General features: G+C 47.1%; 14 protein-coding genes. 5 read left to right on the forward strand and 9 right to left on the reverse strand.

From position 1 onward, the window contains the following. Window positions 1-60: 60 nt before the first annotated feature. The gene (locus tag O3C43_11200; GenBank protein ID MDA1067059.1) at window positions 61-951 is read left to right on the forward strand and encodes an NAD(P)-dependent oxidoreductase; all 891 of its coding nucleotides are present in this window, start codon (window positions 61-63) and stop codon (window positions 949-951) included. Between the two features lie 12 nt (window positions 952-963). On the opposite strand, the gene O3C43_11205 is transcribed toward O3C43_11200, so the two are convergent. Genes O3C43_11205 through O3C43_11220 form a run of 4 tightly spaced genes read right to left on the reverse strand, consistent with a single transcriptional unit; the run spans window position 964 to window position 6509 of the window. Next, window positions 964-2241: an ATP-binding protein gene (locus O3C43_11205; protein MDA1067060.1), complete on the reverse strand. Its 1278-nt coding sequence runs from the start codon at window positions 2239-2241 to the stop codon at window positions 964-966. Then, complete coding sequence (locus O3C43_11210) at window positions 2238-3866, reverse strand: ATP-binding protein (protein MDA1067061.1); 1629 nt, start codon at window positions 3864-3866, stop codon at window positions 2238-2240. Before O3C43_11210 ends, O3C43_11205 begins: the two co-directional genes overlap by 4 nt. Beyond that, window positions 3863-4426 carry a YfiR family protein gene (locus O3C43_11215; GenBank protein ID MDA1067062.1) on the reverse strand — a complete coding sequence of 188 codons (564 nt, stop codon included), beginning with the start codon at window positions 4424-4426 and terminating at the stop codon, window positions 3863-3865. The genes O3C43_11210 and O3C43_11215 overlap by 4 nt, the downstream gene beginning before the upstream one ends. 10 nt (window positions 4427-4436) lie before the next feature. Next, window positions 4437-6509 (reverse strand): TonB-dependent receptor, encoded by a 2073-nt coding sequence (locus O3C43_11220; protein MDA1067063.1) that lies wholly within the window; start codon window positions 6507-6509, stop codon window positions 4437-4439. Window positions 6510-6856: 347 nt separating this feature from the next. On the opposite strand from O3C43_11220, the gene O3C43_11225 reads away from it, so the two are divergent. Next, window positions 6857-7978 carry a DUF5009 domain-containing protein gene (locus O3C43_11225; protein ID MDA1067064.1) on the forward strand — a complete coding sequence of 374 codons (1122 nt, stop codon included), beginning with the start codon at window positions 6857-6859 and terminating at the stop codon, window positions 7976-7978. A gap of 7 nt (window positions 7979-7985) precedes the next feature. On the opposite strand, the gene O3C43_11230 is transcribed toward O3C43_11225, so the two are convergent. Continuing rightward, on the reverse strand, window positions 7986-10868 hold the full coding sequence (locus O3C43_11230; protein MDA1067065.1) for a bifunctional fucokinase/fucose-1-phosphate guanylyltransferase: 2883 nt from the start codon (window positions 10866-10868) through the stop codon (window positions 7986-7988). Window positions 10869-10971: 103 nt separating this feature from the next. Here O3C43_11230 and O3C43_11235 point away from each other — a divergent pair, with 103 nt between their 5' ends. Then, entirely contained in the window at window positions 10972-12192 is a 1221-nt protein-coding gene (locus tag O3C43_11235) for an acetylxylan esterase (protein MDA1067066.1), read from the forward strand. 63 nt (window positions 12193-12255) lie between these two features. Here O3C43_11235 and O3C43_11240 read toward each other — a convergent pair whose 3' ends face one another. After that, window positions 12256-13422, reverse strand: coding sequence for a serine hydrolase (locus O3C43_11240; protein MDA1067067.1), 1167 nt, complete (start codon window positions 13420-13422; stop codon window positions 12256-12258). Between the two features lie 95 nt (window positions 13423-13517). On the opposite strand from O3C43_11240, the gene O3C43_11245 reads away from it, so the two are divergent. After that, on the forward strand, window positions 13518-14456 hold the full coding sequence (locus O3C43_11245) for an alpha/beta hydrolase (protein ID MDA1067068.1): 939 nt from the start codon (window positions 13518-13520) through the stop codon (window positions 14454-14456). 54 nt (window positions 14457-14510) lie between these two features. After that, a complete protein-coding gene (locus O3C43_11250; GenBank protein MDA1067069.1) occupies window positions 14511-15290 on the forward strand; it encodes an NIPSNAP family protein in 780 nt (259 codons plus the stop codon). Window positions 15291-15336: 46 nt separating this feature from the next. On the opposite strand, the gene O3C43_11255 is transcribed toward O3C43_11250, so the two are convergent. The 3 genes from O3C43_11255 to O3C43_11265 form a co-directional block, all read right to left on the reverse strand. Next, complete coding sequence (locus O3C43_11255; protein ID MDA1067070.1) at window positions 15337-15909, reverse strand: hypothetical protein; 573 nt, start codon at window positions 15907-15909, stop codon at window positions 15337-15339. A 177-nt stretch (window positions 15910-16086) separates the two neighbouring features. After that, complete coding sequence (locus tag O3C43_11260; protein MDA1067071.1) at window positions 16087-17562, reverse strand: DUF1501 domain-containing protein; 1476 nt, start codon at window positions 17560-17562, stop codon at window positions 16087-16089. A gap of 14 nt (window positions 17563-17576) precedes the next feature. Continuing rightward, window positions 17577-22763: a DUF1549 domain-containing protein gene (locus tag O3C43_11265; protein MDA1067072.1), complete on the reverse strand. Its 5187-nt coding sequence runs from the start codon at window positions 22761-22763 to the stop codon at window positions 17577-17579. Window positions 22764-22912 lie beyond the last annotated feature (149 nt).

Here is a 22912-nt window from a genome sequence, read left to right on the forward strand (position 1 = left end):
CCCAAAACCTTCGAAATTCCATAGTTAAAGATCGAATAGAATTCAGACCTATAACCAACTATGCAAAATATTGGATTAATTGGTGCGGGAGTCATGGGCTTCACCGCCGCAGAAAAAATAATTGAAGCTGGCTACCCATTGACAGTCTTTGAGCCAAACCAAGCTTCAGCTGCAAGGGTGCAAGGGTTGGGTGCCAAATTGGTTACAAGTCCTGCAGAAGCAGCGAAACAATCAGATATTGTGATACTCTTTCTTCCAGGTCCAAGTGTAATTGAGGCGGTTGTAGCGGGAACCGACGGACTCCTTTCCACTATCCGGGAAGGTTCGGTGATCGTCGACATGAGCACGACCGATCCGGAAAGCACTCGCACATTAGCGACTCTGGCCAAGTCGAAGAATGTGGGATATCTCGACGCACCTGTATTAGGAAGGCCAGCGAGTATCGGCAAATGGGCATTACCTGTCGGAGGCGATACTGATGAGCATCTAAATAAATGCATGCCTGTCCTCAATATACTGGCAACACAGATTATGCCCATTGGAGAGTCCGGCAGCGGAAACAAAATAAAGCTGCTCAACCAACTCATGTTCGGCGCCATCAATGCCATGACTGCGGAAATGATGGCCATTGCGGATAAAGTTGGGATTTCTCCCGAGCTGCTCTACAACACCCTAACGGCTAGCCAGGCTGGAACGGTCAGTAATTTATTTAAGGAATTAGGCAAGAGCATCTCTGAGGATGATTATGCCACCCCCACCTTTTCAGTAGACTTGCTTTGTAAAGACGTGAATCTGGCGACGAAGTTAGCCAGGCAAAACGGAGCCAATCCCATTCTGGGAGAAAGCATTGAGGCCATTAACAAACTGGCCCAAGATCAAGGCTTTGGAAACAAAGATACATCGATCATGTGGAAGTGCTTTAGGCCTTTATGGGAAACAGGGGCTAACTAAATCGAAAATCAACTAAATCTTCTCGCCTAAAACAGAAGTGACATGAAACGAAGCGCAAGTACCTTCATTTTCCAACGATTCTAATTCCAAACTGGAGCCGATCACTTTCAGGAGTCGACGGGCAAGCGGTAGACCAATCCCGATTCCATCATTGCTTCGGGTCAATGAGCTATCGATTTGAGTAAACGGAATTTTGACCAGCTCAACCTGCTCAGGCGTCAACCCCGTGCCGGTATCGGAAACTTTAAAAAACAAATTGGACGGATCCTTACCGCTCGGTTGGACTGATATTTCAACAACGCCTGCCCGGGTAAACTTGATAGAATTTTCGAGGAGCAGTAACAACACTTTCTCAACCACGTTTGCAGGCAGATGATATTGATTTCGGATTGCCGGATCAATATCGATTTCGAGAGAAAGTTTCCTTTCCGCTGCACTTTTTCGAAGGTCTTCATCCAGAACGCCCTCTAACCATGCATTCAACTCTACCGCTATATTCACAGGATTAACCTCATCAGACCCAGCTTCATTGTAGGCGAGTACCCGGTTAACCAGTCGAAGCAATTGCTCACTACATTCCCGTGCTTCGGAAACGTACTCGATTTTCTCGCTTTCCGGATTGGGCTCTGAAAGTAAATCAAGGTAGCCAAAAATTCCGTTCATGGGAGTGAGCATCTCGTGACTAACATGATTTAGAAAATCTGAGTTGGTTTGCAATGCAGCCGTTAGTTGCTCTGTTCGAGAGGCAACGATTTGCTCCAAGCCTTCCATTCGAAGATCGGCAGCCTTTTTCAAATCCCATTTGTTTGTTAACGCATGGGCTAACTGAACCACCTCGATTTGATCAAATGGTTTTTTAACGACCAACCATCGGTCCCGTTCGGTGAGACTTCTCTGAATTTCTTTCCAGCTACGATCAGAGTAGGCAGTACAAATCACAATTTGGATATTGGAATCCACCCTCCAGATTTCCTCGATAGTCTTCAACCCATCCCAACCTGGAGGCATTCGCATATCGACAAAAGCAACCGCGTACGGATTACCTGCCTCACAAGCCGCTTTCACCTTATCCAAAGCTTCCTCGCCTTGAAGGGCTGAATCCAGCTCAAACGGCACTTCATCTGAATCGTCATCCACTTCCTCATTATAGCCAAACAAGGCAGCAGCATCTGCGTCCAGGTCGCGCGCCTTTGAATTGTCCCTCCATAAGACACGCTTGAAATCTTCATGGATAGAAGGATTGTCGTCTACTAACAGGATTCTTTTATTCGGGCTCAACAAATCGCTCATTGCCGTACGGGTTCAAGTGCTAATGGAATTGATAAAGTGAAAACGGACCCCTTGCCCGGTCCAGGACTTTGGACCTTCAACGATCCACCCATTTCTTGAGCACTGAGTGCACTCAGATGAAGTCCAAAACCATGTCCGTTTGCTTTGGTTGTAAAACCATGGTGGAAGATACTTGAAAGGTTTTCCTTTTTAATTCCAACCCCGGTATCTGAAACTGAGATGGCGATCATCTTATCATTTTCCTGAAATATCTTAACCGTTAATTTTCGCCGGTGAGCTTCAATGTCCAACATCGCATCTTTGGCGTTCGTAAAAAGATTTACCAATATTTGGATAATCTTATGCCGATCTCCAAGAATTTCATAAGCATAGTCATAGTGCCTAATTACAAAAATGTTATAGCCGGCAGTTATTCCATCATTCAATGACAAGGCTTCTTCGACTATCTCCGCAGGGTCCAGGTGTTCCTTAACACCGAGCACTTTTGCAAAACTTTGCTGAGTGGATACGATTTCCTTGATGTGCTCAACGTTGCCAATCAATCCAGACATTTCAGCACGAAGCTCTTCATTTTCAGTTTTCAAATGGTTGGTAACTTTAGCGAGAAAACCAGGAATAGCTTTACCGCGGGAATCATCCGTGAGGAACATCCCCAGATCCGTACCATGTGCCTGCAATAAGTCAACAATCTGGCCGAGGTGACCAAGGCGAGTAGATTCAAGTCGATCCTGAACACTTTGCACTGACAGATTTACAGTATTAAGAACATTACCTACGTTGTGCAACACGCCGGTGGCAACTTCCGCCATTCCCGCTGCGACACGGGAGGTTTTACCCAAATCATCTTGCAGTCGCTCCCTTACTTTTATCTCAGCCTGCAATTGAGAATAAGCCTCCCGAAGAACCATATCCGAATCTTCGATTTGGCTAAGCATGTCATTGAAGTTGGAAGTGAGAACACCGATTTCATCAGTACCCTCGACCGTAGCTCTCAAGGAATAATCGCGCTTGGTTGCCACTTCATAAGTTATGGTTACCAGATTCTTAATCGGTTCAATAATAACTCCACGAAAAGCACCTACCGTTAGTACTGCTATGAGGACACCAATGATAAGGACAATCATTAGGGCAAAACTCATACTCAATATACTGGATGAAAACACTCGCGAAAAGTCAGCCGTGATCAATAGCCAGGCGTCCGCCTGACCAAGTACTTTAATCGGTCGTGATACCAGCAATTTCCAGCCGTCAAAAGTTTCAATATCATTTTCAGGGACTTCAGTCCATTGCAGCGCAGTTCGATCAAGCTGTGCAAAAATGGTGCCATTACTCAAGCGAATCTCAGCCGAGGTGATATCGAGATTTGATCTAAGCGTAGACAATACTTCCTCGACACCTGCTTGATCTCCAAACGCAACAGGTGCCTCCACAAAACTCGACACCACATCGGCAACCGCGATCACATTGTCACGGAACTGTGAACGCAAATTAAACATGTGGTAAGAAAAGAGGGCACCTCCAATTACAAACGTACTTACGCCGGAACAAACAGAAACCAGCAGAATTAGTTTCCGGTTAATGGAAAGGTCGCGAAACTTTCTGAGTTTTAAATTGAAGGATCTCATTCTCTGTCCTCCACTAATTCGGACAAACTCGCGAGCTTTCCACTGATTACAAGTCCGGCTCTTTTTGCCCTGGCAGGATTAATTTCAAGTCTGAGATTCTCCTTTTTCTTCACAAAACCGATGATCCCATGGTTGCGGGCAAAGTCTTTATTCTCACCGATGACCAATACCGGACTTTCGGCCAGCTTAGCTGCAAATTCTGCGTATGAATTGGTAAAATTATCGGTGATAAAAATTACATGGTATCCTTCCGATTCCATTTCAGGTTGGAACCGAGTTATCTCAACAGGTCGTCCATCAACGCTTTTTCCGGTCAAGGTTTTCCTAATCAGCCGTATCACGGCAGGGTCAGCCATGACTCCGATCTTCCAAGAACCGGAATTCGAAATAATCTCCCCAGGCCAGGAAACAAACGTCAGAAAGTTAAAAATAAATCCTGCTTTCACCTGGTATTCTATTTGGTCGGGACTGGAAACTTGACTATACGACAGATTGCCTAAATTTCCCATCAAGAGGAAAATCCCTAACAACAATGCAAGTCTGTGAGTTCTTTGTGGCATCAAAAATTGATTAAAATTTCCAATTCGCTCTGAGGTAGTAGGAACGGGGAATTCGTTTTAGTTCTCCTCCCAAAAAAGTAGGCGGAAATTCGTAGTGTTCGGATTCGAGTAAATCACGTCCGACAATAGATAATTCAAAACCCTTGTTGGGTTTCCAGGCCAAGCGGGAATCCAAAGCCGTATAGGAGTCAATTCCAGGGCTGACGAGTTTACTGCTGTGATGCCCTATCACATCGAACAACCAGTTTTCCGTAATATCGTACATCACACGAAGTCCAAGCTGCGTTTCCGGGGAAGAGCCTTCATAGGCTCCTACGGATTCCGTATCCAAACTCCCTTCATTGTTTTCGAGCTTATATTTTAGTATACTCAAGGTTCCTTGCATTCGCAGCCTGGGTGTCGGTTGCAGATTGGTGGTTATTTCCACGCCGTAGGTTGATCCCTCAATTCCGTTACCAACCAAGGAAGTAAACCTATTGTGGGGAACAGACGTAAAATCCTGGGTAACGGCTCCTGGCTCAATGGAACGCAGGTGTTCATATTGATTATAGAACAGAGCTGTATCTATAGAAAACCCATCTCCCTTTGAAAGGCGGTGACCTACTTCCAGGGCTACCAAATCCTCTGATCTGAAATCGGAATTACCCTGAACAATTGCTTTCGTCGGAATGGGTGACAAAGGATTGGGAGGAATAATGGCTCCAGTGATAAGGGCCGTACGTTCAGCTCGAGATGGCGTTCGGGCAGCTCGCGCAATAGAAGCCCAAAGGGCTTGATTTTCATCGGGCCGGAAAAGTACCCGAAGGTTGGGTTGGAATTCGAAATTCGCGTATTTGGTGTGTTCAACTTTCGCGCTAACAGTGACATGCAATTTATCAGGTATCGCCTTAAACTCGTTTTGAAAAAATGCACTGAGTAGCCATCGCTGATCTTCTGAGGGAAGAAAAAGAAATCGTTCGGAAGCTTCCAATTTGTCATCGTAAAATCGAAAGCCTACGCCTGTAACAAATTCATTATGCTCACTCGTCACTTGTCTGAGTTGCGCATCGAGGTCCGCAATAAATTCATCGTTTCCAAAAAACGTTAAATCTTCATTGGCAAAATCGAGATATCCTTGAACGGATAATTCACCTTCTTCACCAACGGGCTTTGACCATCGCGACAACAGGTAAGCCATAAACGAAGTTCCTGAAGAAAGCATTTCAGCTCCAAAAGGAGGCACGAGACTGAAATTCTCAGAAATTGAATTCGTCTCACCATATAAAAGGTCACCCTGAATAGTAAGCCGCCCACGTTCTCCACCTTCCCAGTCATAACGAAATCCGACCAGGCTTTGTTCAATTGAATGTTCCAAATCTCCAAGAGGAGAATCTGAAGGGGACTTAGCTTGGCGAATATGCTTTGCGTAGAACCGGATATAGCGATCATTCCCTAAATCTTCTCCATGTCGGCCGACCGCTTGAAACTCTAGAAAATCTCCAAGCAACACACTGGCGAAACTTCCCACGGTATCTTTGGAGCTTTTGGTCGTAATATTGACCACCCCGTTAACGGCGTTGGCTCCCCACAACGATGCTCCAGGTCCACGAATGACTTCAATTCGATCCAGATCCTCCATGATGATTTGTTGATCTATCCACTGGACACCCGAAAAAAGAGGTGAATACACGCTCCTTCCATCTGTCATTACCAACAGCTTATTTGAGGAAACATCGTTAAAACCCCGGGAAGCCACAGCGACATTTGTTTCATCAACTCGCCCCACATGGAGTCCCGGGCTCATTCTGAGGGTCTCAGCAAGGCTCGTCATTCCTGAACGTTTCACATCTTCATTCGAAATTAAGTGGACAGCAGCCGGTGCTTCAAAGAGGCTTTCAAATTTTCGCGACACGGAGTTGATTTCAACATGCATCAATTCATCGATGCTCAACTCGGTATAATCGACGGCTATGATTGGAGTGCTACCGATGAATAGGGTTAGAATCAGTAGGAACCCAGTTGGAAATGGTCGGATCGTTGACCAACTCAGAAAACAAGGCGTTAACCAAGAACGTAGCTTACCATTTAGATATGGAAGATTCATAACTATTGGTGTAAATAAAGTGAGCCAACATGCTGATATGTGGAGAGATAGATTGGTTGATAGAAAACTAAGTAAAATAGCCTGGTTATTCATTTGAGCATTCTAGGAACTAGTACTGTTAAAAATAATGAAATCTGATCCAGGCTGATTTAAACGGTTTTTTACGAACAAACCCGCGAAATTCCTATGAATTACCTTAATACGAGGCTCAATCCCCTTACCTTCACTCTAATAATCCCCACCACCTAAAAGTTAACATTCTAAAGCAACACTATGGGTGACGATTTATTCAGCCATCACTTCAACTATTTACATAAGTAGAATCTCAGTCATACCCTAAGACAGTTATGACTGATTTCGCCTCCGAAAATAAGAAAACAAGGTTGATGTCACTCGATGCATTGCGGGGCTTTGATATGTTTTGGATCATTGGCGGATCTGGCATGGTAGTCGCGCTCGCAGAACTGTTGGGATTTCCTGACAGCTGGGTGGCGACACTGGCTCTACAAATGGAGCATGTGACATGGGACGGATTTCGCTTCTTCGATCTGATTTTTCCGCTGTTTGTATTTATTTCAGGCGTAACTGTCCCCTACTCCGTCCTGTCACAAAAGTCTAAAGGAGTACCGGTAACAAAATTACAAATCGGAATCATAAAGCGATCCTTCATCATTGTACTGATAGGACTTAGTTTTAGTTTCTTCAGATTCGAAGAAGGAACACTTCGGCTCTACACCGTCTTGTGGATGATTGGGATGAGCTATATGATTGGTGCCAGTCTGACTTTGCATGTGGAAAGCTGGAAACACCGACTCATTATTTTCTTTAGCGTGCTGGTAATCTATCATCTCGCCATGCAGTATCTGCCCTACCCGGGAAAGGGAGACGGTATCACCCCGGAAAACAATTTGGCAGCCTGGTTGGACAGAAACCTGGTTACCACGAATCTTTATCGCGAGGTTTGGGATCCGGAGGGAACCATCCGCGTGTTGACCGGCGGTATGCTTGGATTACTTGGTGGCCTGATTGGACAACGAATCAAAAGTTATAAAACGGCCGATCTCCGCTGCAGCGGCGAATTGCTTGCTGCCGGGCTTGCTTGCCTTTTGTTGGGTTGGATCTGGAGTTTCTTTTTCCCAATCATAAAGTCTCTCTGGTCACCCTCGTTTATTTTGTGGGCTGGTGGTTGGTCGCTACTATTGCTCTCACTTTTTTATACCGTAATCGATGTATGGGGAAAAAAGTGGATTGGCTGGGTTTTCGTCCCCATAGGAATGAACGCAATCACCATCTATGCTTCTCAGTGGTATGTTCCTCTGGACGCCAGTCGAAATTTCTTTTTCAAAGGCCTGGCAAACCTGTTCAGCAATCCCGCGGCTCAACAGTTCATTCTGTATGGTGGCCTGATTCTCATCCAGTGGCTCTTTCTCTATTGGCTATACAGAAAGAAAATTTTCATCCGAATATAAAACCTGATTAACTCCTGGTGGTCCTCAATCCCGTGGAAGAGAGATTCATATTCACGAATCTGGCAGTAGCATTGAGAGGATTCTCTTCGAAGGTCTTTCTAATTCGAAGGGCTGCTTCCGAGTCTTTGGCCAACATCAATAAATAGCCACCGCCTCCCGCCCCAAGAAGTTTCCCGCCGTATATCAGGTCATCGATTGATTCTATCAGCTTAGCAATAACAGGAGGATTCGTGCCAGAATCGAGTTGCTGATTCAGTTTCCACGTTCTTCGAATACTACGCCCAACCGCTGGGAAATCGCCGGATTGAATGAGCCCTTGTAGTTCAGCGGTGTGATGCTGCAGGGCATTTAGTGTCGAAAGCGTTTCCTTTTTATTGAGAAACATACCGCGGACAATTTCCCCTAAAAGGTCTTTTGCCACCCGAGTGATTCCCGTGTAATAGAGAAGCAAGTTGGGTGTATATTCAGGATCAGTAAAAAGATGATCCGGCAACCAATGAACGGTAGGAATCTGGTTCAGACCAGCCCGGGTTTCCAAATGTTTGATGCCGTGCAAAATCCCTCCATACTGATCCTGCCATCCGCCACCCGTAGTGAGCATCTGCTCAATGACCAATGTCCTTTGCGCGATTTCAGTCTTGTCCCATGCCAGGCCGCATAATTCAGACAGTGCCCCAAGAACGGTCGCAGCGAGAATGCTACTCGTACCCAATCCAGAACCTTTGGGAATCGCACAGAGTAAAGTAATCTCAATACCACCACCAAAATCATCCAATTGTGATTTCAAGTCCGGAAATTTTTGCAATCCATTGAAGTCGGGGTGAAAACCGGCCAAAGCCAAGGCTGCCTTTGGAATTGAAAACCCCGAGCCCACTTTTGAGAACTCAGCAATCTGATCATAGCTGTGGATCGTCTCGCTAACCCCCAGGTCAATTGATCGAACAACCACCTGTTTTTCTGGAGATACTCTTAGAAACACCTGGATGGGGGGCTGCCCATTCAACTCAACTGCCAGATTAATAACTCGTCCGCCGTTTAAAAAGCAGTATGGAGGCGTATCCGTCCAACCACCTGCCAGATCGAGGCGAATCGGAGACCGCGACCAAACCACCTGATCCGAAAGAACCTGGTTGCCAGGAGAAATCAACTGGCCGCGATAAGGGACGATCACCGTTTCGCGGAGCGCGCTGAACGCTTTTTGTTCGAAGCCACGGCCATCCAGGCCCCGCAAACGCTCAACGTTGGACCGAAACATTAAGTCGCGAATGTAAGGAAATATTCGAAGTCCAGAATCAGGATGATTACCCGGAAGCGGGTGGGCCGTATCAGCAAATAGCTTCGAAGCATGATCGAGATCCACTTGAGAAAATACACTGCGGTCAGAATTTCTAGCAAGAATGGGAAGTGAGTCAGTGAGCAATTGTTGTTGCTGCTTAAATAAGCGATTTAAATTCGCATCGGAACTGATCGCATCGGCAGACAATCGCTTGCCGCTTAGATACAACTCCCGTATCTCGTCCGAATTCTCCAGCTCGACACCGATCATCCATAATATCAATTGCTCGGCATTCATTAGGGAATCTACAACTGGAAATAGGTCGGCAAATTGAATATCCACATTCGTATCGTCCACCAACCCTTTCAGGTCGATCTTTCGTTGCGTACACCATTCCAGAACACCCGTTCCCATCCACTGAGTATCTGGTGAATTCATCGATCCTTTGAATGCATCATCGAACCCGTAGGGTCTCAGCGTCCAGCCGCACTCTCCAACTGGAACCATGTCAATGCATATCCCACGGGGCAGACGGATACACCAATTGTTTTCCGGAATACCACTTAGGACATGTTGTTCGTTTAATTGCCATCCATCTCCGATGTAGGAATTCTCAATCCACAATTCATGATTGTCCTTAGACAATCTGGTTTCCCATCGACAATTCTGAATAAAAATGGACGGGTGAGGTTTTACCATCGGACTTAGGATTCGCTGAGGATCCTGTACACGATTCTGCAGTGCCAGTGAAGAGCGAATGATATCCGAATTCCGTCCAAAGTGATAGAATTCTGCCTTCGGAAGCAAAAGAACTCCAGAGCTCAACCTTGTGATAGCAGGATCCGGTTTTGTCGGCGTTTCTCCCAATGCGAGCCCAAACTCTGAATACAGGTCGTAGTAGTCCGGAAGGTTATTTTCGAAACTCTTGTTATCAGCGTTCCACCCCGATTTCTCCAAAACGGTCAACATTGCCCGCGTACTCAGTATCCAGATACCCACATCAATGAGAAATAAAGATTGGGCCGACCTTGCGGCTATTTCAGCCGGGCTGGGTTTTTGAAGCATGGATTGCAGTTTGGTCGGATCCTCCCGGGATACAAAAAAAACACCATGGCCAGAAGCCGTCTCTGGAGATTCGGGAATTCCTACACATAAGACATCCACCTCAGGGATTTCAGGCAGCGATCGATTGTGCCACACGAGGACATCTCCACTAGCAATGAGCCACTTTTGATGCTCTGAAGATTTTTCGAGTAACCTCCGCAGAAGTGGCAATTGCAGATCCAGAAGCGATTGATCGATTCTTTGCCCGGACATCCACCTGAAAACAGGAACCGGGATCGTGGCTTTTCCAGAAGGAGCGTAGGCTGGCAGTCGACGACTCTGCCCGCCAGAATGAACGATCACTCTTTTCTGGGTATTCGACCATTCTTCGAATCCGAGATCCCCGGAGTCCTTCCTATACGCCTCCACAATGAGGTGAGCAGTACCACCACCCGAGCCTAGCTTTTTATCCTTGGGATCGTGGGTTACAAATACCCCATCTCCGAATTTCTCCGAAAAAGTGTGAGACTGAGCCACCAAAGCTGGCGGAACCGAAAGCAAGGTATCCATTGGCCCATTGATGAGAGCAAAGCGAGGTGATGCAAATGAATTTATATTTCAGGCTTTTAAAGAAAGTCAGGGCAGATTAAACCTGAATTGAATCACACCTACCATGAATACAACTACCCCACTCAAATTTACTTTCCTGATAAGCAGCCTTACATTGCTTTTGTGGTCACCACTCAAAGCAGTGCTGCTGGATATGAGCGAGGCGGCACCGGAGGAAATGCTTTGCGTAGGCAACCATTGGACACCCAATGAAGCCAACCTGATGATGAAGGAATTTGCCTCCACCTGGGATAACAAACGTTCCTGGGAAAAACGGGCTGACATGATTCGCCAAGGAATCCTGGAAGGACTCCGCTGGGATCACATGCCGAACATCAAGGGACATTTTAATCCCATTATTCACAGTCGTCGCGAGATGGATGGATACGTGGTCGAGAACATCGCCATTGAGAGTTTCCCCGGCTTCTGGATTACCGGGAATTTATACAGCCCCCTTATACCGAAAGCCAAAAACCCGGCCATCCTCAACCCCCATGGCCATTTGGCCAACAAGCGGTTTACCGACTATATGCAAATACGCTGCGCAGCCTTCGCCCGCATGGGTGCCATCGCGTTTACCTACGACATGGTCGGTTATGCCGAATCCACCCAGACAACCCACAAAATGCCCATCGCGGCTCTGCTTCAGACTTGGAACAGCACTCGCGTCCTGGAATACCTTTTATCCCGACCGGATGTCGACCCGGACCATATCGGTATGACAGGCGGGTCCGGCGGAGGGACACAGACATTTGTTCTGACAGCCATTGATGATCGCATCACTGTGTCCGCACCGGTAGTACAAGTTTCAGCACACTTCTTTGGTGGCTGTGTCTGCGAAAGCGGCATGCCCATCCACAAAAGCAATCAGCACCAAACCAATAACGTAGAATTGGCCGCCATGGCTGCGCCACGCCCGCTACTCCTGGTATCCAACGGAGCTGATTGGACCCGTAACACTCCACGAATTGAATACCCGTATGTCCAAAGCGTTTATGCCCTCTACAATGCGGAGCACAACGTGGAGAATGTACACCTTCCCCTGGAAAGCCACGATTACGGTTTTTCAAAACGTGCTGCGGCCTATGGATTCTTTGCCCACCATCTGGGTCTTGGCAGAAAAGGCATTCCCTACAATGAAGGCTGGGACGAAAGCTTTGTTACGATTTTGTCGACAGATGAGCTACGCGTGTTCAACGACGCACATCCTCGCCCGACCAACATCCTAATGGGCGACGAGGCAGTGATGTCGCATCTGGGTTTTAAATACGAATCTCCAAAATAGTGCTACTATCGCCAGGGGAACTGAATTGATGCCTGCGGGCCGATTTTTGTTACACGTAACTCTTTATTCTAGCGAACTATACACTGCTTCCCGAAGCCGTTTCTGAAAACCTGGACTCACACCTCGGGCGCGACTCATGAAAAGCCCAAACATGTTTTTCTCAGGATCGATCCAGAAGTGAGTGTTATGATAACCGGACCAGCCGTATATGCCTTTGGAAGCACCGACACCATCGATCGCAGGGTTCTCTAAAACGAACAAGGAAAAGCCATAATAAAAACCCAGTTTATTCGTTCCCGCGTACTCTTCGAACGGATATCCTTCTGACCGTTTTTTGGTCATGATTTCAATGCTTTTTGGGGTGATGATTTTCTTCCCCTCCAGGCTGCCACCGTTCAAAAGCATCTGACAGAATTTGGAATAATCCGTAATGGTTGAAACCAATCCTTCACCACCATAGTAGGCGTGATTATCTTCGGCATAGCTCAATTCGTTCAGTTCGAAAGTGAAACCTTTTAAAGTACCAGTATTTATAAACAAAGGCTGAAAACGGTTGGCTCTTTCATCTGCGGTTAAATAAAATTTTGTACTCTTCATCTCAAGTGGATCGAAGATCGTTTTCTTGAGATACTCATAAAAGGTTTCGCCTGTTATCACTTCGACCACCCGACCCAGAATAGCCTGGTTCAGTCCATACAAATACTTTTTTCCCGGTTCAAACGCGAGGGGGACTTTCGCAACATCTTCAACAAAGTCTTTCAGATTGTTGTATTTAATTGTGCTGGTGGTTCCGGTGTGATCTGGAACACCCCGATAAGAATAACCCGATCGATGAGTCATCAGATGAATAATTTTGAGTTCATTGACGCAGTCATAGACACCATCAGGCCCCAGGCACGGGACATCGGCAAACTGCGGAATGTACTTCGACACCGGATCCTCGAAATCTAACAATCCTTTTTCATACAAGGTCATCATCGCAACGATGGTGATTGGCTTGGACATGGACCAAATGGGAAAAATGCTATGCTGCGTTACATCTTTATCGCCAGGTTTTGAGGAGTTTTGTGCATGAAAGTAAACGACCTGCTCATCCTTGAACACCATCGCCACATTGCTACCCGTTTCTTCCTCCTGGATGATGTTTTTCTGAAATTCGGTCAGAGCTTCGAAGTTGGCGTTTAAGACTGCTCCTGAAAGGACAAATAAAATGGTTAGAATTGTTCTCATATTGAATTCGCCAGGTTTGTGAATGAATTGGTTATTTTGATCGGAACCGCTCATCCTGCGTAATGTGATAGTCCGATTCCAGGAGCAAAACTCGGATGAAATACTCGGTGCTCGCCAAGGTCATGACAACTATTATTGTCAGTCACAATATGATGAATCGATTTCTTGCTCTCGTAATTGCACTGACCATTTTCTCGACCAGACCAGTCGCTGCAATTGACCCCCACATCCCCTCCCACTGGACTGAAGGCTGGGTCGTAGCAAACAATATTCGCATGCACTATTGGCGCACCGGCGGAGAGAAGCCTCCCTTAATGATGCTGCATGGTTACTCGGACGATGGTCTTTGTTGGACGGCCATAGCCAAAGAACTTGAGCACAAATACGATATCATTCTTCCTGATGCACGTGGATTCGGATTAACCGATCCGCCTTCACAGTCTGAACCTGCGGACATTCAGGTTGAAGATCTTTCCAACTTGATCAAAGCGTTAAAACTTCAAAAGCCGATCCTTATGGGTCACTCGATGGGTAGCTCATCCGTAGCTTGGTTTTCAGCCCGCCACCCCGAAATCCCAAAGGCCTCAATTCTTGTAGACCCTCGACTCGTATCCAGTCCGACAACAGAACCGACAGACCGAAATGCAGGCGTCGAGAAAAGAGTAGCTGACATTCTTGCACGCAACAACACCAGCTATGAAGCATTGTTCGATGGTCAAAAAGCACGCAACCCACATTTCAGTTTTCTAGAGCTCCATTTCTGGGCATTATCGAAACAGCTTTACCATCCGAACACGGCTTACCGAAGTCCCGACGATAGACCAAGCATGAGCGAACTCTTTGCCAAAACGAACTGCCCTACCCTAATATTAAAAGCGGATGACCAAGGGGAGCTGAGAGAGAAAAATAAAGAAGTAGCCGCACTCCTCAAAGAAGGTCAGCTCGTTCATGTCAAAGATGCAGGCCACAGTGTTCACCGCGATCAACCAAAACTATTTCTCGATGCTTTAAACAGCTTCCTCGACAAAATCTAACTTCCACGTTTCAATCCCAATTTCTAAAATTCCAGTTTCTCACCTTTACATAATATGATGAATCGTCGCAAATTTCTCGCCGCATCCGCTATCGCAGGAGCCGGTTCGGCTTCTCTACTCCACGGGAAAGCTCACAAGGCCAGTGAACAACGCTTCCACGAACTCATTCGTTTCGAAGTGCTGAACAATGCCAAACGAGGCAGACTGGAAAAATTCCTGGGCGATGTTGTTATTCCTGGCCTGAATAAACTGGGTTGTAGCCCCATTGGCGTATTCAGGCCCAAGTATGGAGCACATGGCGAGGAGGTCTATATGCTGGTGCCGCACGCTAATATTGAATCATTCTTAACGGTGTGGGATAAACTGGTGGATACCCCTGAATATCAAGCGGCGGCGGACACGGAAATGTCCGACCCTCTTTACGATCGAATGGAATCCTCTCTAATGAAAGCCTTCTCTGGAATGACTGAAGTAGAAGTGCCTACTGCGATCGTCGGACACAAAGATCGAATATTTGAGATGCGGACTTACGAAAGCCACAACCGTATGAAAGGTATCCGTAAAATGGAGATGTTTAACAAAGGTGGAGAAATCCAGATCTTCCGCGATACGGGTCTTCATCCAGTGTTTTTCGGTCAAACCGTAGCTGGCCCGCTTATGCCAAACCTCGTTTATATGCTCGCGTTTACCGATATGGTACAACGAGACAAACATTGGCAGCAATTCTCCAGCAGTCCTGATTGGGCGGAGCTCAGAAAAGATACCCGCTACAAAGACACAGTATCCACCATCACCGATGTGATCTTGTCAGCGTCTTCCATTTCGCAAATCTAAAGATTTTTTGAAGACAAGGCGACGCCCTTAACCGATGCTTCAGAAGTTAGTAAACTTCAGAGCCAGCTTTCCTGTTTGCCTGCTTCATTTTAATCAAAACTCGGGCGATCCGTTCTTCGAGTTGATCCGCAAATTCCGGCATTTTCCCAAAGGCCAGTCTCTCTGCTTTACGATAGGAATTAAGAGCCATAATAAATTCGTTCGTTTCTTCGTAAATAGTTCCCTGAGAATGGTAAGCTCCAATAGCGCTGTCGGGCAGTTGGATTAAAATGCGTTCTGTTATAGCTAGAGCCATATCAAATTTCTCCTGCTGCCTGTAAATATTGATCAGAGTTATATAGGCATGAACGCTTTCAACTTTCAGTTGTGTAGCTGCATCGAGATCTCGAATGGCGTGGTCAATTTTATTTAACCCATAAAAGCTCATTCCTCTTTGATAGAAAGCATCCGCATACCTGGGATATTCAGCAATCGCTTCAGTGAGATAAACACTCGCATCAGCAAGGAAACCCGCCTGGTTTTGCTTAACTCCCAAATCATACAATTCCTTTGCTTTTTCATACTTCCCAAAGACAGAACTGCTTAACAATAAAAGGATGCCTATAATTTGGATTTTCATTTCAACCTTAGTGATGGATTCATTTTGCAGGAATCACCCAATAGGTTGGATGAGCTTGCAGCGAGGCACTATCTAGCCTGAGAGATCCCACTTACACAAGAGCAATGCCCTCAGTTATAGTAAAACAAACGTACAATAGAGGACGTTTAGACCGTGGCTCAGGAAAGAGCAGTTCAACTAAGCGAACAATGCAGAAACACGCTCAGCCTTCACCAACTCGCGTGGCTGATTGAGGTGATTGTGCACAATGGTCGCCGGATCAATTCCCATGGCATGGTAAACGGTGGCTAATATTTCGGTTGGATGAACCGGATCTTCTGTCGGAGCCGATCCTGTTTTGTCGGATTTGCCATGAACGTATCCGCGCTTGATTCCTGCGCCGCCGATAACGCTGGTATAACAGTAAGGCCAATGATCACGACCATCGGAACTGTTCGTGTTGCCTGACGTTGAAACTCCTTTTTCCGGACTGCGTCCAAATTCACCTATGGCGACTACCAGTGTTTCATCCAGTAACCCTCGATCATCCAGGTCCTCAAAGAGTGCGCTAAGACCTTGGTCAAGCATGGGCCCCGATTGGCTCTTCATGCGTTTACTCAGGCCAACATGATGATCCCAACTATGGTTATCGGAATTGGCAACTTTGGGCCAAATAACCTCGACCACTTTCGTTCCAGCCTCAACCAGACGTCGTGCAAGAAGACAACTTTGACCGAAAGTGTTGCGGCCGTAGCGATCGCGCATTTTTTCGGGTTCGGCCCCGATGTCGAATGCGTCTCGAGCGCGGCCACTGACGAGTAGATTCAAAGCCTGTGAATAAAATTCGTCGATGTTATATTCTTCAACCGCTTTATCGATGAGTGGCATCTGCGCATTGATTGCCTCGCGTAAGTTTGCACGACGACGAAGTCTCGCTGAGAATACGTCCGGACGCAGTTGAAGGTCATCAACCTTAATCCCATCCATCTTATCCAGCATCATGTCATCTCCTTCCGGGAAGAGATAATATGGATCGTAAGCTTTTCCAAGGAACCCGGCGGTGCCTCCCTTGTTTACAACATTGGATTCCTGAAGCGGACGAGGAAGCATAACAAACGGAAGCATGGGTTCATCCGTTGGTTTAAGGCGTGTAATGTTCGACCCGAAGTTGGGGAAATCTTTAGGAGAAGGAGGCTCCAGCTGACCGGAAGGACTGACCTTATCGGTCGTATAACCGGTCATGATCTGGTAGATAGCGGCAGTATGATTAAACAACCCATCGGGCGTGTAACTCATCGAACGAATCATAGTGAACTTGTCATTCACCTTAGCCAGATTGGGAAGGATGTCCGTAAACTGAACACCCGGAATTTTGGTGGAAATATTATTAAACTCGGACCGCACATTGTCCGGCACGGAATCACGCTGTTTCGGGTCCCATAGGTCGAGATGACTGGGACCACCCTGGAGGTAAACCATGATAACCGACTTCGCTTTGCCCCAACCGGGTCCCCCGGAGAATGCGCTGCCAGTAGATGTGGATTGCGCACGAAGAATATTGTTGAGCGTCATGCCGAGCATGCCTGCCCCACCCACTCGAAGGAAGTCGCGGCGGTTTATTCCGAGATGTGAATCGCAGAGATCTTTTCCTTTTGGTCCTGGTATTCTGAACATGGTGTTATCCTGGTTTAATGATTGAAAATGAATGCCGAATTATTGATCAGTGCCCAGGCAAGGTCCTGGGCTGCGGTTAGTCGACGATTGCCATTCTGCTGAACGGAATACAGCACATCGCTACGCATTTGAACGAGAGCCGGGGCGTCGGGAACCGGACGTTCGGCCCACCCAAGTGCCATCTTGAGCGATTCCATCTTTTCGTCGACTGGGAACGGGTTTTGCGCTTTTACCCATTCAAATCGTTTGGCCAGGTAGTCGGGATCCTGATACTTATACCATTCGTTGATTGTGGAAATTTCGTCTTCCTGTCTAAGTTCCGGCGCTTTGCCAAGGATGGCTGATATACCTGACGGTAAACCTAAATTCAGAGGGTCGGTTGAGTCGGTTGTAAAGATGCGAAACTTTCCAATTGGAAATTCACCGTCAGAATAACGACAGTCAATGGTGACAGTTAAAAGGAGACCTTCTTCGTCTACGACCAGTGGCTGATCCAGTTTCAGACGAATCCAATGGGGACGTCGTTCCTGCCCTCCGATAGCCCAGGCCTTGTCGTTTCGTTCCCGATCGCCGTTGATGACGTTTTTTGCAACAAATCCTTCTTCAGTATAGTCGGCAGTAACATCAACAAACTTTAAAGCGGTACCTTTCGCAGCTTCCGGATCCTTTCGATAATCGACACTCATTTCAGACAGAACAAAATTTCCGCTTTCATTGAGACCAGGTCCAAAGCCCGGTAACGAATCATCTACCAAAGCTTCCAGCATGAACCCGCTGATCGTTTTATCCTTAACAGGAATGGTTAACGTATAATCGATATTTTTCCCAATTTCTCCTGAAGCCAGAAGGGAGGCATCTTTATTGATCGTGAGCTTGATACCTTTAGGATTCGCTTCGGCCTTCTCGGGGACTAATGGATCCCATCGTGTCAAAAACCGATCGTCGGTCAGCGCGTCGAATGCAGTGGCTTGGTTGGATGGCAATTGATTATACTCAAAGTCGGCCAAGGATTTTTCAGTGATCGCAATCTGTTTGTTCCGCTCTTTTTTCGCTGTGGCTTTTTTCGCTGTGTACTCCGGCGTATACTCATCCACATCGAATTGCGCGTGACTAATATTTTGAAAACGTTGAGCATCCAATGCGGCCTTTCGATACACCCAATCTCTTTCCATTTCAGCGAGTTGATCAACCAGGGTAATGTGGTCATCTTCAATGAGGCTCCAATTGTTTTGAACCACCTCTATCTCCGTTTCGCTGGGATTTCGGTTCAGCACACGCAGGTATAATTTATCGATCAGCTGTCGATCGTCAGGCTCCGTTTTTACCAATTTTGAAATCGCGTTCCTTGGATCGCCAACTGCCTCTGCAATAGAGGGACCGCTCAGAAGAGACATGACTGCCCCGAGCTGGACGTCGTTTTGGCGGTCACACTCACAGGCCGACTCGCGGGACGGACGTCCCAGGGTGGCGAGAAATCCGCTTTGAGTATCAAGCTGGGCATCGGCAAGCTGCGCGGCCCGCATACCCGGCTTGGCTCCTGGAATGTTGGGTGTGGCACCGGTTACTGAGTAGACAGCATCAAAGATAACTTCGGCAGGAAGTCGACGAGCTTTACCGTGGGAGTAATTGATCTCATCGTCCTCGTTAAATGAATTTGTGCGGAAGGAAAGCTGGTAGATGCGTGAGTTACAAATCTCGCTTATCAACGCGCGAACATTGAATCCGGAATCTATTAAAAACCCGGTCAGGTAATTTAGTAACTCGGGATTAGTGGGTGGGTTTCCTGCGCGAATGTCGTCTATGGGTTCGATGATACCCGTGCCGGTAAGGTAACCCCAAATTCGGTTGGCATAACTCTTGGCAAAAAATTGATTGTCTTCCGCAGTTATCCACGCAGCTAACTGCTCCCGACGCGAGGGTTCCCAGGATTTTTTATCACCCAAAGCATTGGTAGAAATAGTCTTGGGGGTAGCTGGAAACGGGAAGGTGGGTTCGGCGATTTCTCCGGTGACAATGTTGGTAACACTACCTTTCAAAATATCCGAAATTACTTCATAGAGCGGTGTTGCATTATCGACGGCGCTTCCGCCGATATCCTCTTTTGCCGCATTCTTTTTATCACGGTCCAATCCGATCTGCGAAAAGAAAGCTGCGGTCTGATAATAATTATCCACATTCCATTTCTCAAATGGGTGGTCGTGGCATTTGTTGCAATTGAAGCGCGTTGCTAGAAAAAGGTGAGTGGTATTTTCAACCAACTCTTCAGGTGTGCGAAGGATCTTGTAGTAGGAGGCCGGTGGATTTTCTTTATTCGATCCCGTCGCAGTAAGGATGGAATAAACAAAATCATCGTATGGTTTGTTTTCTTCGACCTGGCCACGAATCCAGTCGCGAAATAATTGAGCGCCTTCCTTTCCAAGAAACTTCGAATTGACCTGAAGCATGTCGGCCCACTTGTTGCTCCAGTGGTCGACAAAGTCGGGGGACCCAATTAACGAATCAATAACCGCTGCCCGTTTTTCTTGCGAAGGACGTTGATCCGCCAGAAACGTTGTAACTTCGTCGGAGCTGGGTGGCAGCCCGGTCAAATCAAGATGGATACGGCGGATAAACTCGGAATCAGTGGTTAACTCAGAAGGCAAGATCTTCAGTCGTTTCCATTTGGAAGAAACGAGTTTATCTATTTCATTCCAGGTTTCCGGTTCTTCCCATACGAAGCCAGTCCGGTCACCCATCACCGTAACCGTGGTAGCAGCGTAGGCTCCTTCGTAACGGGCCAATATCGGTGCCTCGCCTCGGCGAATGGTTGTAATAAGTCCGAAGTCGTCCGCTTCAGCGACTTCGATGTTTCCAATTTCGATAAAGGATTCCTGAGTAACATCCCGCTGAGATCCATTCGCGTAATGCGCAATAATGCGCATCTGCTGGCTGGACCCGATGGTTTGAATAACGGGGTTTTGAGGCAATAGCTCGATCCGGCTTACCTTTTCAGATTGGGTATTCAAAACGGCGCCATTGGAAATCCAATTACGAACAGTCTCGTAGTAATCAGAACCCACCTCGGTCACCATACCTCCCTCGTGCGGAACGGCGCCTGTTGATTTAAGAAGCATCAACGAATCGTCCGGGGAGGCGAAGTTTAGCCGGCGAGCTGCGTGATCGTCGCTAAAGGCACGAACATCATACACGCTGTCGTACCCGCGCAAACTAAGCTTGAAACCTGCCTTGCCATCCTTGGCCCCGTGACACAGCCCAGCGTTACAACCGAGTCGGGTCAGGATAGGATTTACATCAACCAGAAAGTCCGGGTGGTAGGTCGTTTCAAAACCGGTTGAGTTCACCTTGGCCATGGCCTTCTTTCCTTTAATTGAAGCGGTAAGAGTCGCGCTGCCAGCAGAGTCCGGACGAATAATACCCCGCTTATCAACAGTCGCCACGGAACGGCTGATCGACCATTCAACTTCGCGGGTAAGGTCTATTGAATCTCCAGATGCCAGTTTTCCCGTAACGAGGATCTGGTTATAGGTCATCGGACCGGTTAATTCGATAGTCGCTGGAGAAATGGAAATGGAGCTCAGTCGTTGAGCATCTGCTAAGACGTTTGAACCGACACTCGCCTTCCCTTTTTTTAAATTGATGGGATTGTTGGGACGTTTAAGCTCAGATTTTGCCAGGGTAGCGGAATCGGTGACCTGCACTGGAATCCATGTTTTTAGTAACTCTCCTTTCAGCGCATCTATTAAGCGGATACGCCCATCGGATGTTCCTGCAGCGATCGTTTTACCATCGGGTGAAAAAGCAACCGAGAAGACTGGTGAATCCACATTCATTGAGTGGAGTAATTCTGCTCCCTTGGTGTGGAATGCTTCGATCTCAGGTTCAATATTTTTTGTCCCGTCGGGATTTCTTCGTGCGGTTTCAAAAAGCTCCTTCAGTTCTGGAGTAATGCTAGCATCGTAATCGGACTTATAGATATTGATCTGCCCTTTGCCGTTTAAACTGGAAACGGCGGCGAAGCTCTTGCCATCGGGTGCAAAGGCAGCGCTCCAAATGCGACCAATCATGGCCGGATACTTCCTAATAAGGTTGGCGTTGTCTCCGATCTTTCGATGCGTTTCACGATGCATGCGGTAGATTTGTGGAATGCCATCAGAACCACCTACCAGGATATGGTCCCACACGGGATGCGAATCGATGGCGTTCATTCCTCCTTTTAGAGCACCAGGTGTAATTGAAGTAATATTGTCGATGAACCGCTCCGTTTCCACATGCGTAAGCTTGGCACTCATATCTCGGCCAACCGACACAAGATGATCTCCGTTCACGGACCAAGCCGTATCCAGGATCCAATCGTTGTGACTGCCCATAAAGAGAATCTCTTCACCATCGGAAACATCGAATGCATGAACCGTGTTGTCCGGTAAACCGTAAGCCAGATAGTTTCCATCTGGAGACCAGCTGGCTCCATAGGCGGTATCGTAACCCACCGGTTTGGACCGTATAAGTTTACTCTCGGCAACATCCCAAATCTGGATCTCGCCCATACGGCCTGGAAGTCCACCGGCCACGGCCAGCATTTGTCCGTCAGGAGAAAAACGAGCACTTTCAATCCGCTCAGACAATCCAACAAGCCGCGTTATCAATCCTGTACCATCCGCCTTATGGATGAGCACTTCATGAAAACCTGCGACAGCCAGCATTTCGCCATCTGGAGAAAAATCGAGAGAAGTAAGGACCGGAGGCACTGCGTATTGTGGAGGATGATCTCTGTCATATCGTTGCTTCGCGTTCTCAGGAGTATCGTCTATGGCGCCTTCCTCAATCCACTTGGTAACCAGTGAAAGTTCGTAAGGAGTAAGTGGTTCATCCTTCTCAGGCATTTCCGGACGTTCATCACCTTTCTGAAGCGTAACCAGGTCAATCAGGTAACTGAGTTCCGGTTGGTGTGGCACGATAACAGGCTCACCGCCTTCACCCCCAGCGATCATACTGGCAACGTCGGTAAGAATATAATCTGCTTTAGACCGTGCAGGCTGGTGGCAACCCTGGCACTTCGCTTGGAAAACGGGGCGGATATGCTCGTAGTAGCTTATGCTATCCGGAAACCCGACTTCAGGCGTCTTTGCCCAATGAGTAAGAGGAGTAAGAAAAACAATTAGAAATAAGAATCTAAAGTTTTTAGATTTATCGGAGAAAATCATAGTGGGTAGTACTGCAATAGGGTAACAGACAGACCTATTCAATTGTGCGATTCTCCGAATGGACACAAGGCATTTCTAGTTAGACCCTGTTCGAAAAGCCGCTGGTTGTCCGTAAAATGCGCATGATAAAGTTTTGGAAAACCAGTATT

This window comes from Verrucomicrobiota bacterium, from assembly GCA_027622555.1.
Lineage (GTDB): Bacteria > Verrucomicrobiota > Verrucomicrobiia > Opitutales > UBA2995 > UBA2995.

What these genes read in the sequence shown, in the direction of transcription:
- O3C43_11265 (MDA1067072.1), bottom strand. Translation starts at nt 22,763, where the DNA reads ATGATTTTCTCCGATAAATCTAAAAACTTTAGATTCTTATTTCTAATT.
- O3C43_11260 (MDA1067071.1), bottom strand. Translation starts at nt 17,562, where the DNA reads ATGTTCAGAATACCAGGACCAAAAGGAAAAGATCTCTGCGATTCACAT.
- O3C43_11255 (MDA1067070.1), bottom strand. Translation starts at nt 15,909, where the DNA reads ATGAAAATCCAAATTATAGGCATCCTTTTATTGTTAAGCAGTTCTGTC.
- O3C43_11215 (MDA1067062.1), bottom strand. Translation starts at nt 4,426, where the DNA reads ATGCCACAAAGAACTCACAGACTTGCATTGTTGTTAGGGATTTTCCTC.
- O3C43_11205 (MDA1067060.1), bottom strand. Translation starts at nt 2,241, where the DNA reads ATGAGCGATTTGTTGAGCCCGAATAAAAGAATCCTGTTAGTAGACGAC.
- O3C43_11235 (MDA1067066.1), top strand. Translation starts at nt 10,972, where the DNA reads ATGAATACAACTACCCCACTCAAATTTACTTTCCTGATAAGCAGCCTT.
- O3C43_11230 (MDA1067065.1), bottom strand. Translation starts at nt 10,868, where the DNA reads ATGGATACCTTGCTTTCGGTTCCGCCAGCTTTGGTGGCTCAGTCTCAC.
- O3C43_11250 (MDA1067069.1), top strand. Translation starts at nt 14,511, where the DNA reads ATGATGAATCGTCGCAAATTTCTCGCCGCATCCGCTATCGCAGGAGCC.
- O3C43_11225 (MDA1067064.1), top strand. Translation starts at nt 6,857, where the DNA reads ATGACTGATTTCGCCTCCGAAAATAAGAAAACAAGGTTGATGTCACTC.
- O3C43_11200 (MDA1067059.1), top strand. Translation starts at nt 61, where the DNA reads ATGCAAAATATTGGATTAATTGGTGCGGGAGTCATGGGCTTCACCGCC.
- O3C43_11220 (MDA1067063.1), bottom strand. Translation starts at nt 6,509, where the DNA reads ATGAATCTTCCATATCTAAATGGTAAGCTACGTTCTTGGTTAACGCCT.
- O3C43_11210 (MDA1067061.1), bottom strand. Translation starts at nt 3,866, where the DNA reads ATGAGATCCTTCAATTTAAAACTCAGAAAGTTTCGCGACCTTTCCATT.
- O3C43_11240 (MDA1067067.1), bottom strand. Translation starts at nt 13,422, where the DNA reads ATGAGAACAATTCTAACCATTTTATTTGTCCTTTCAGGAGCAGTCTTA.
- O3C43_11245 (MDA1067068.1), top strand. Translation starts at nt 13,518, where the DNA reads ATGAAATACTCGGTGCTCGCCAAGGTCATGACAACTATTATTGTCAGT.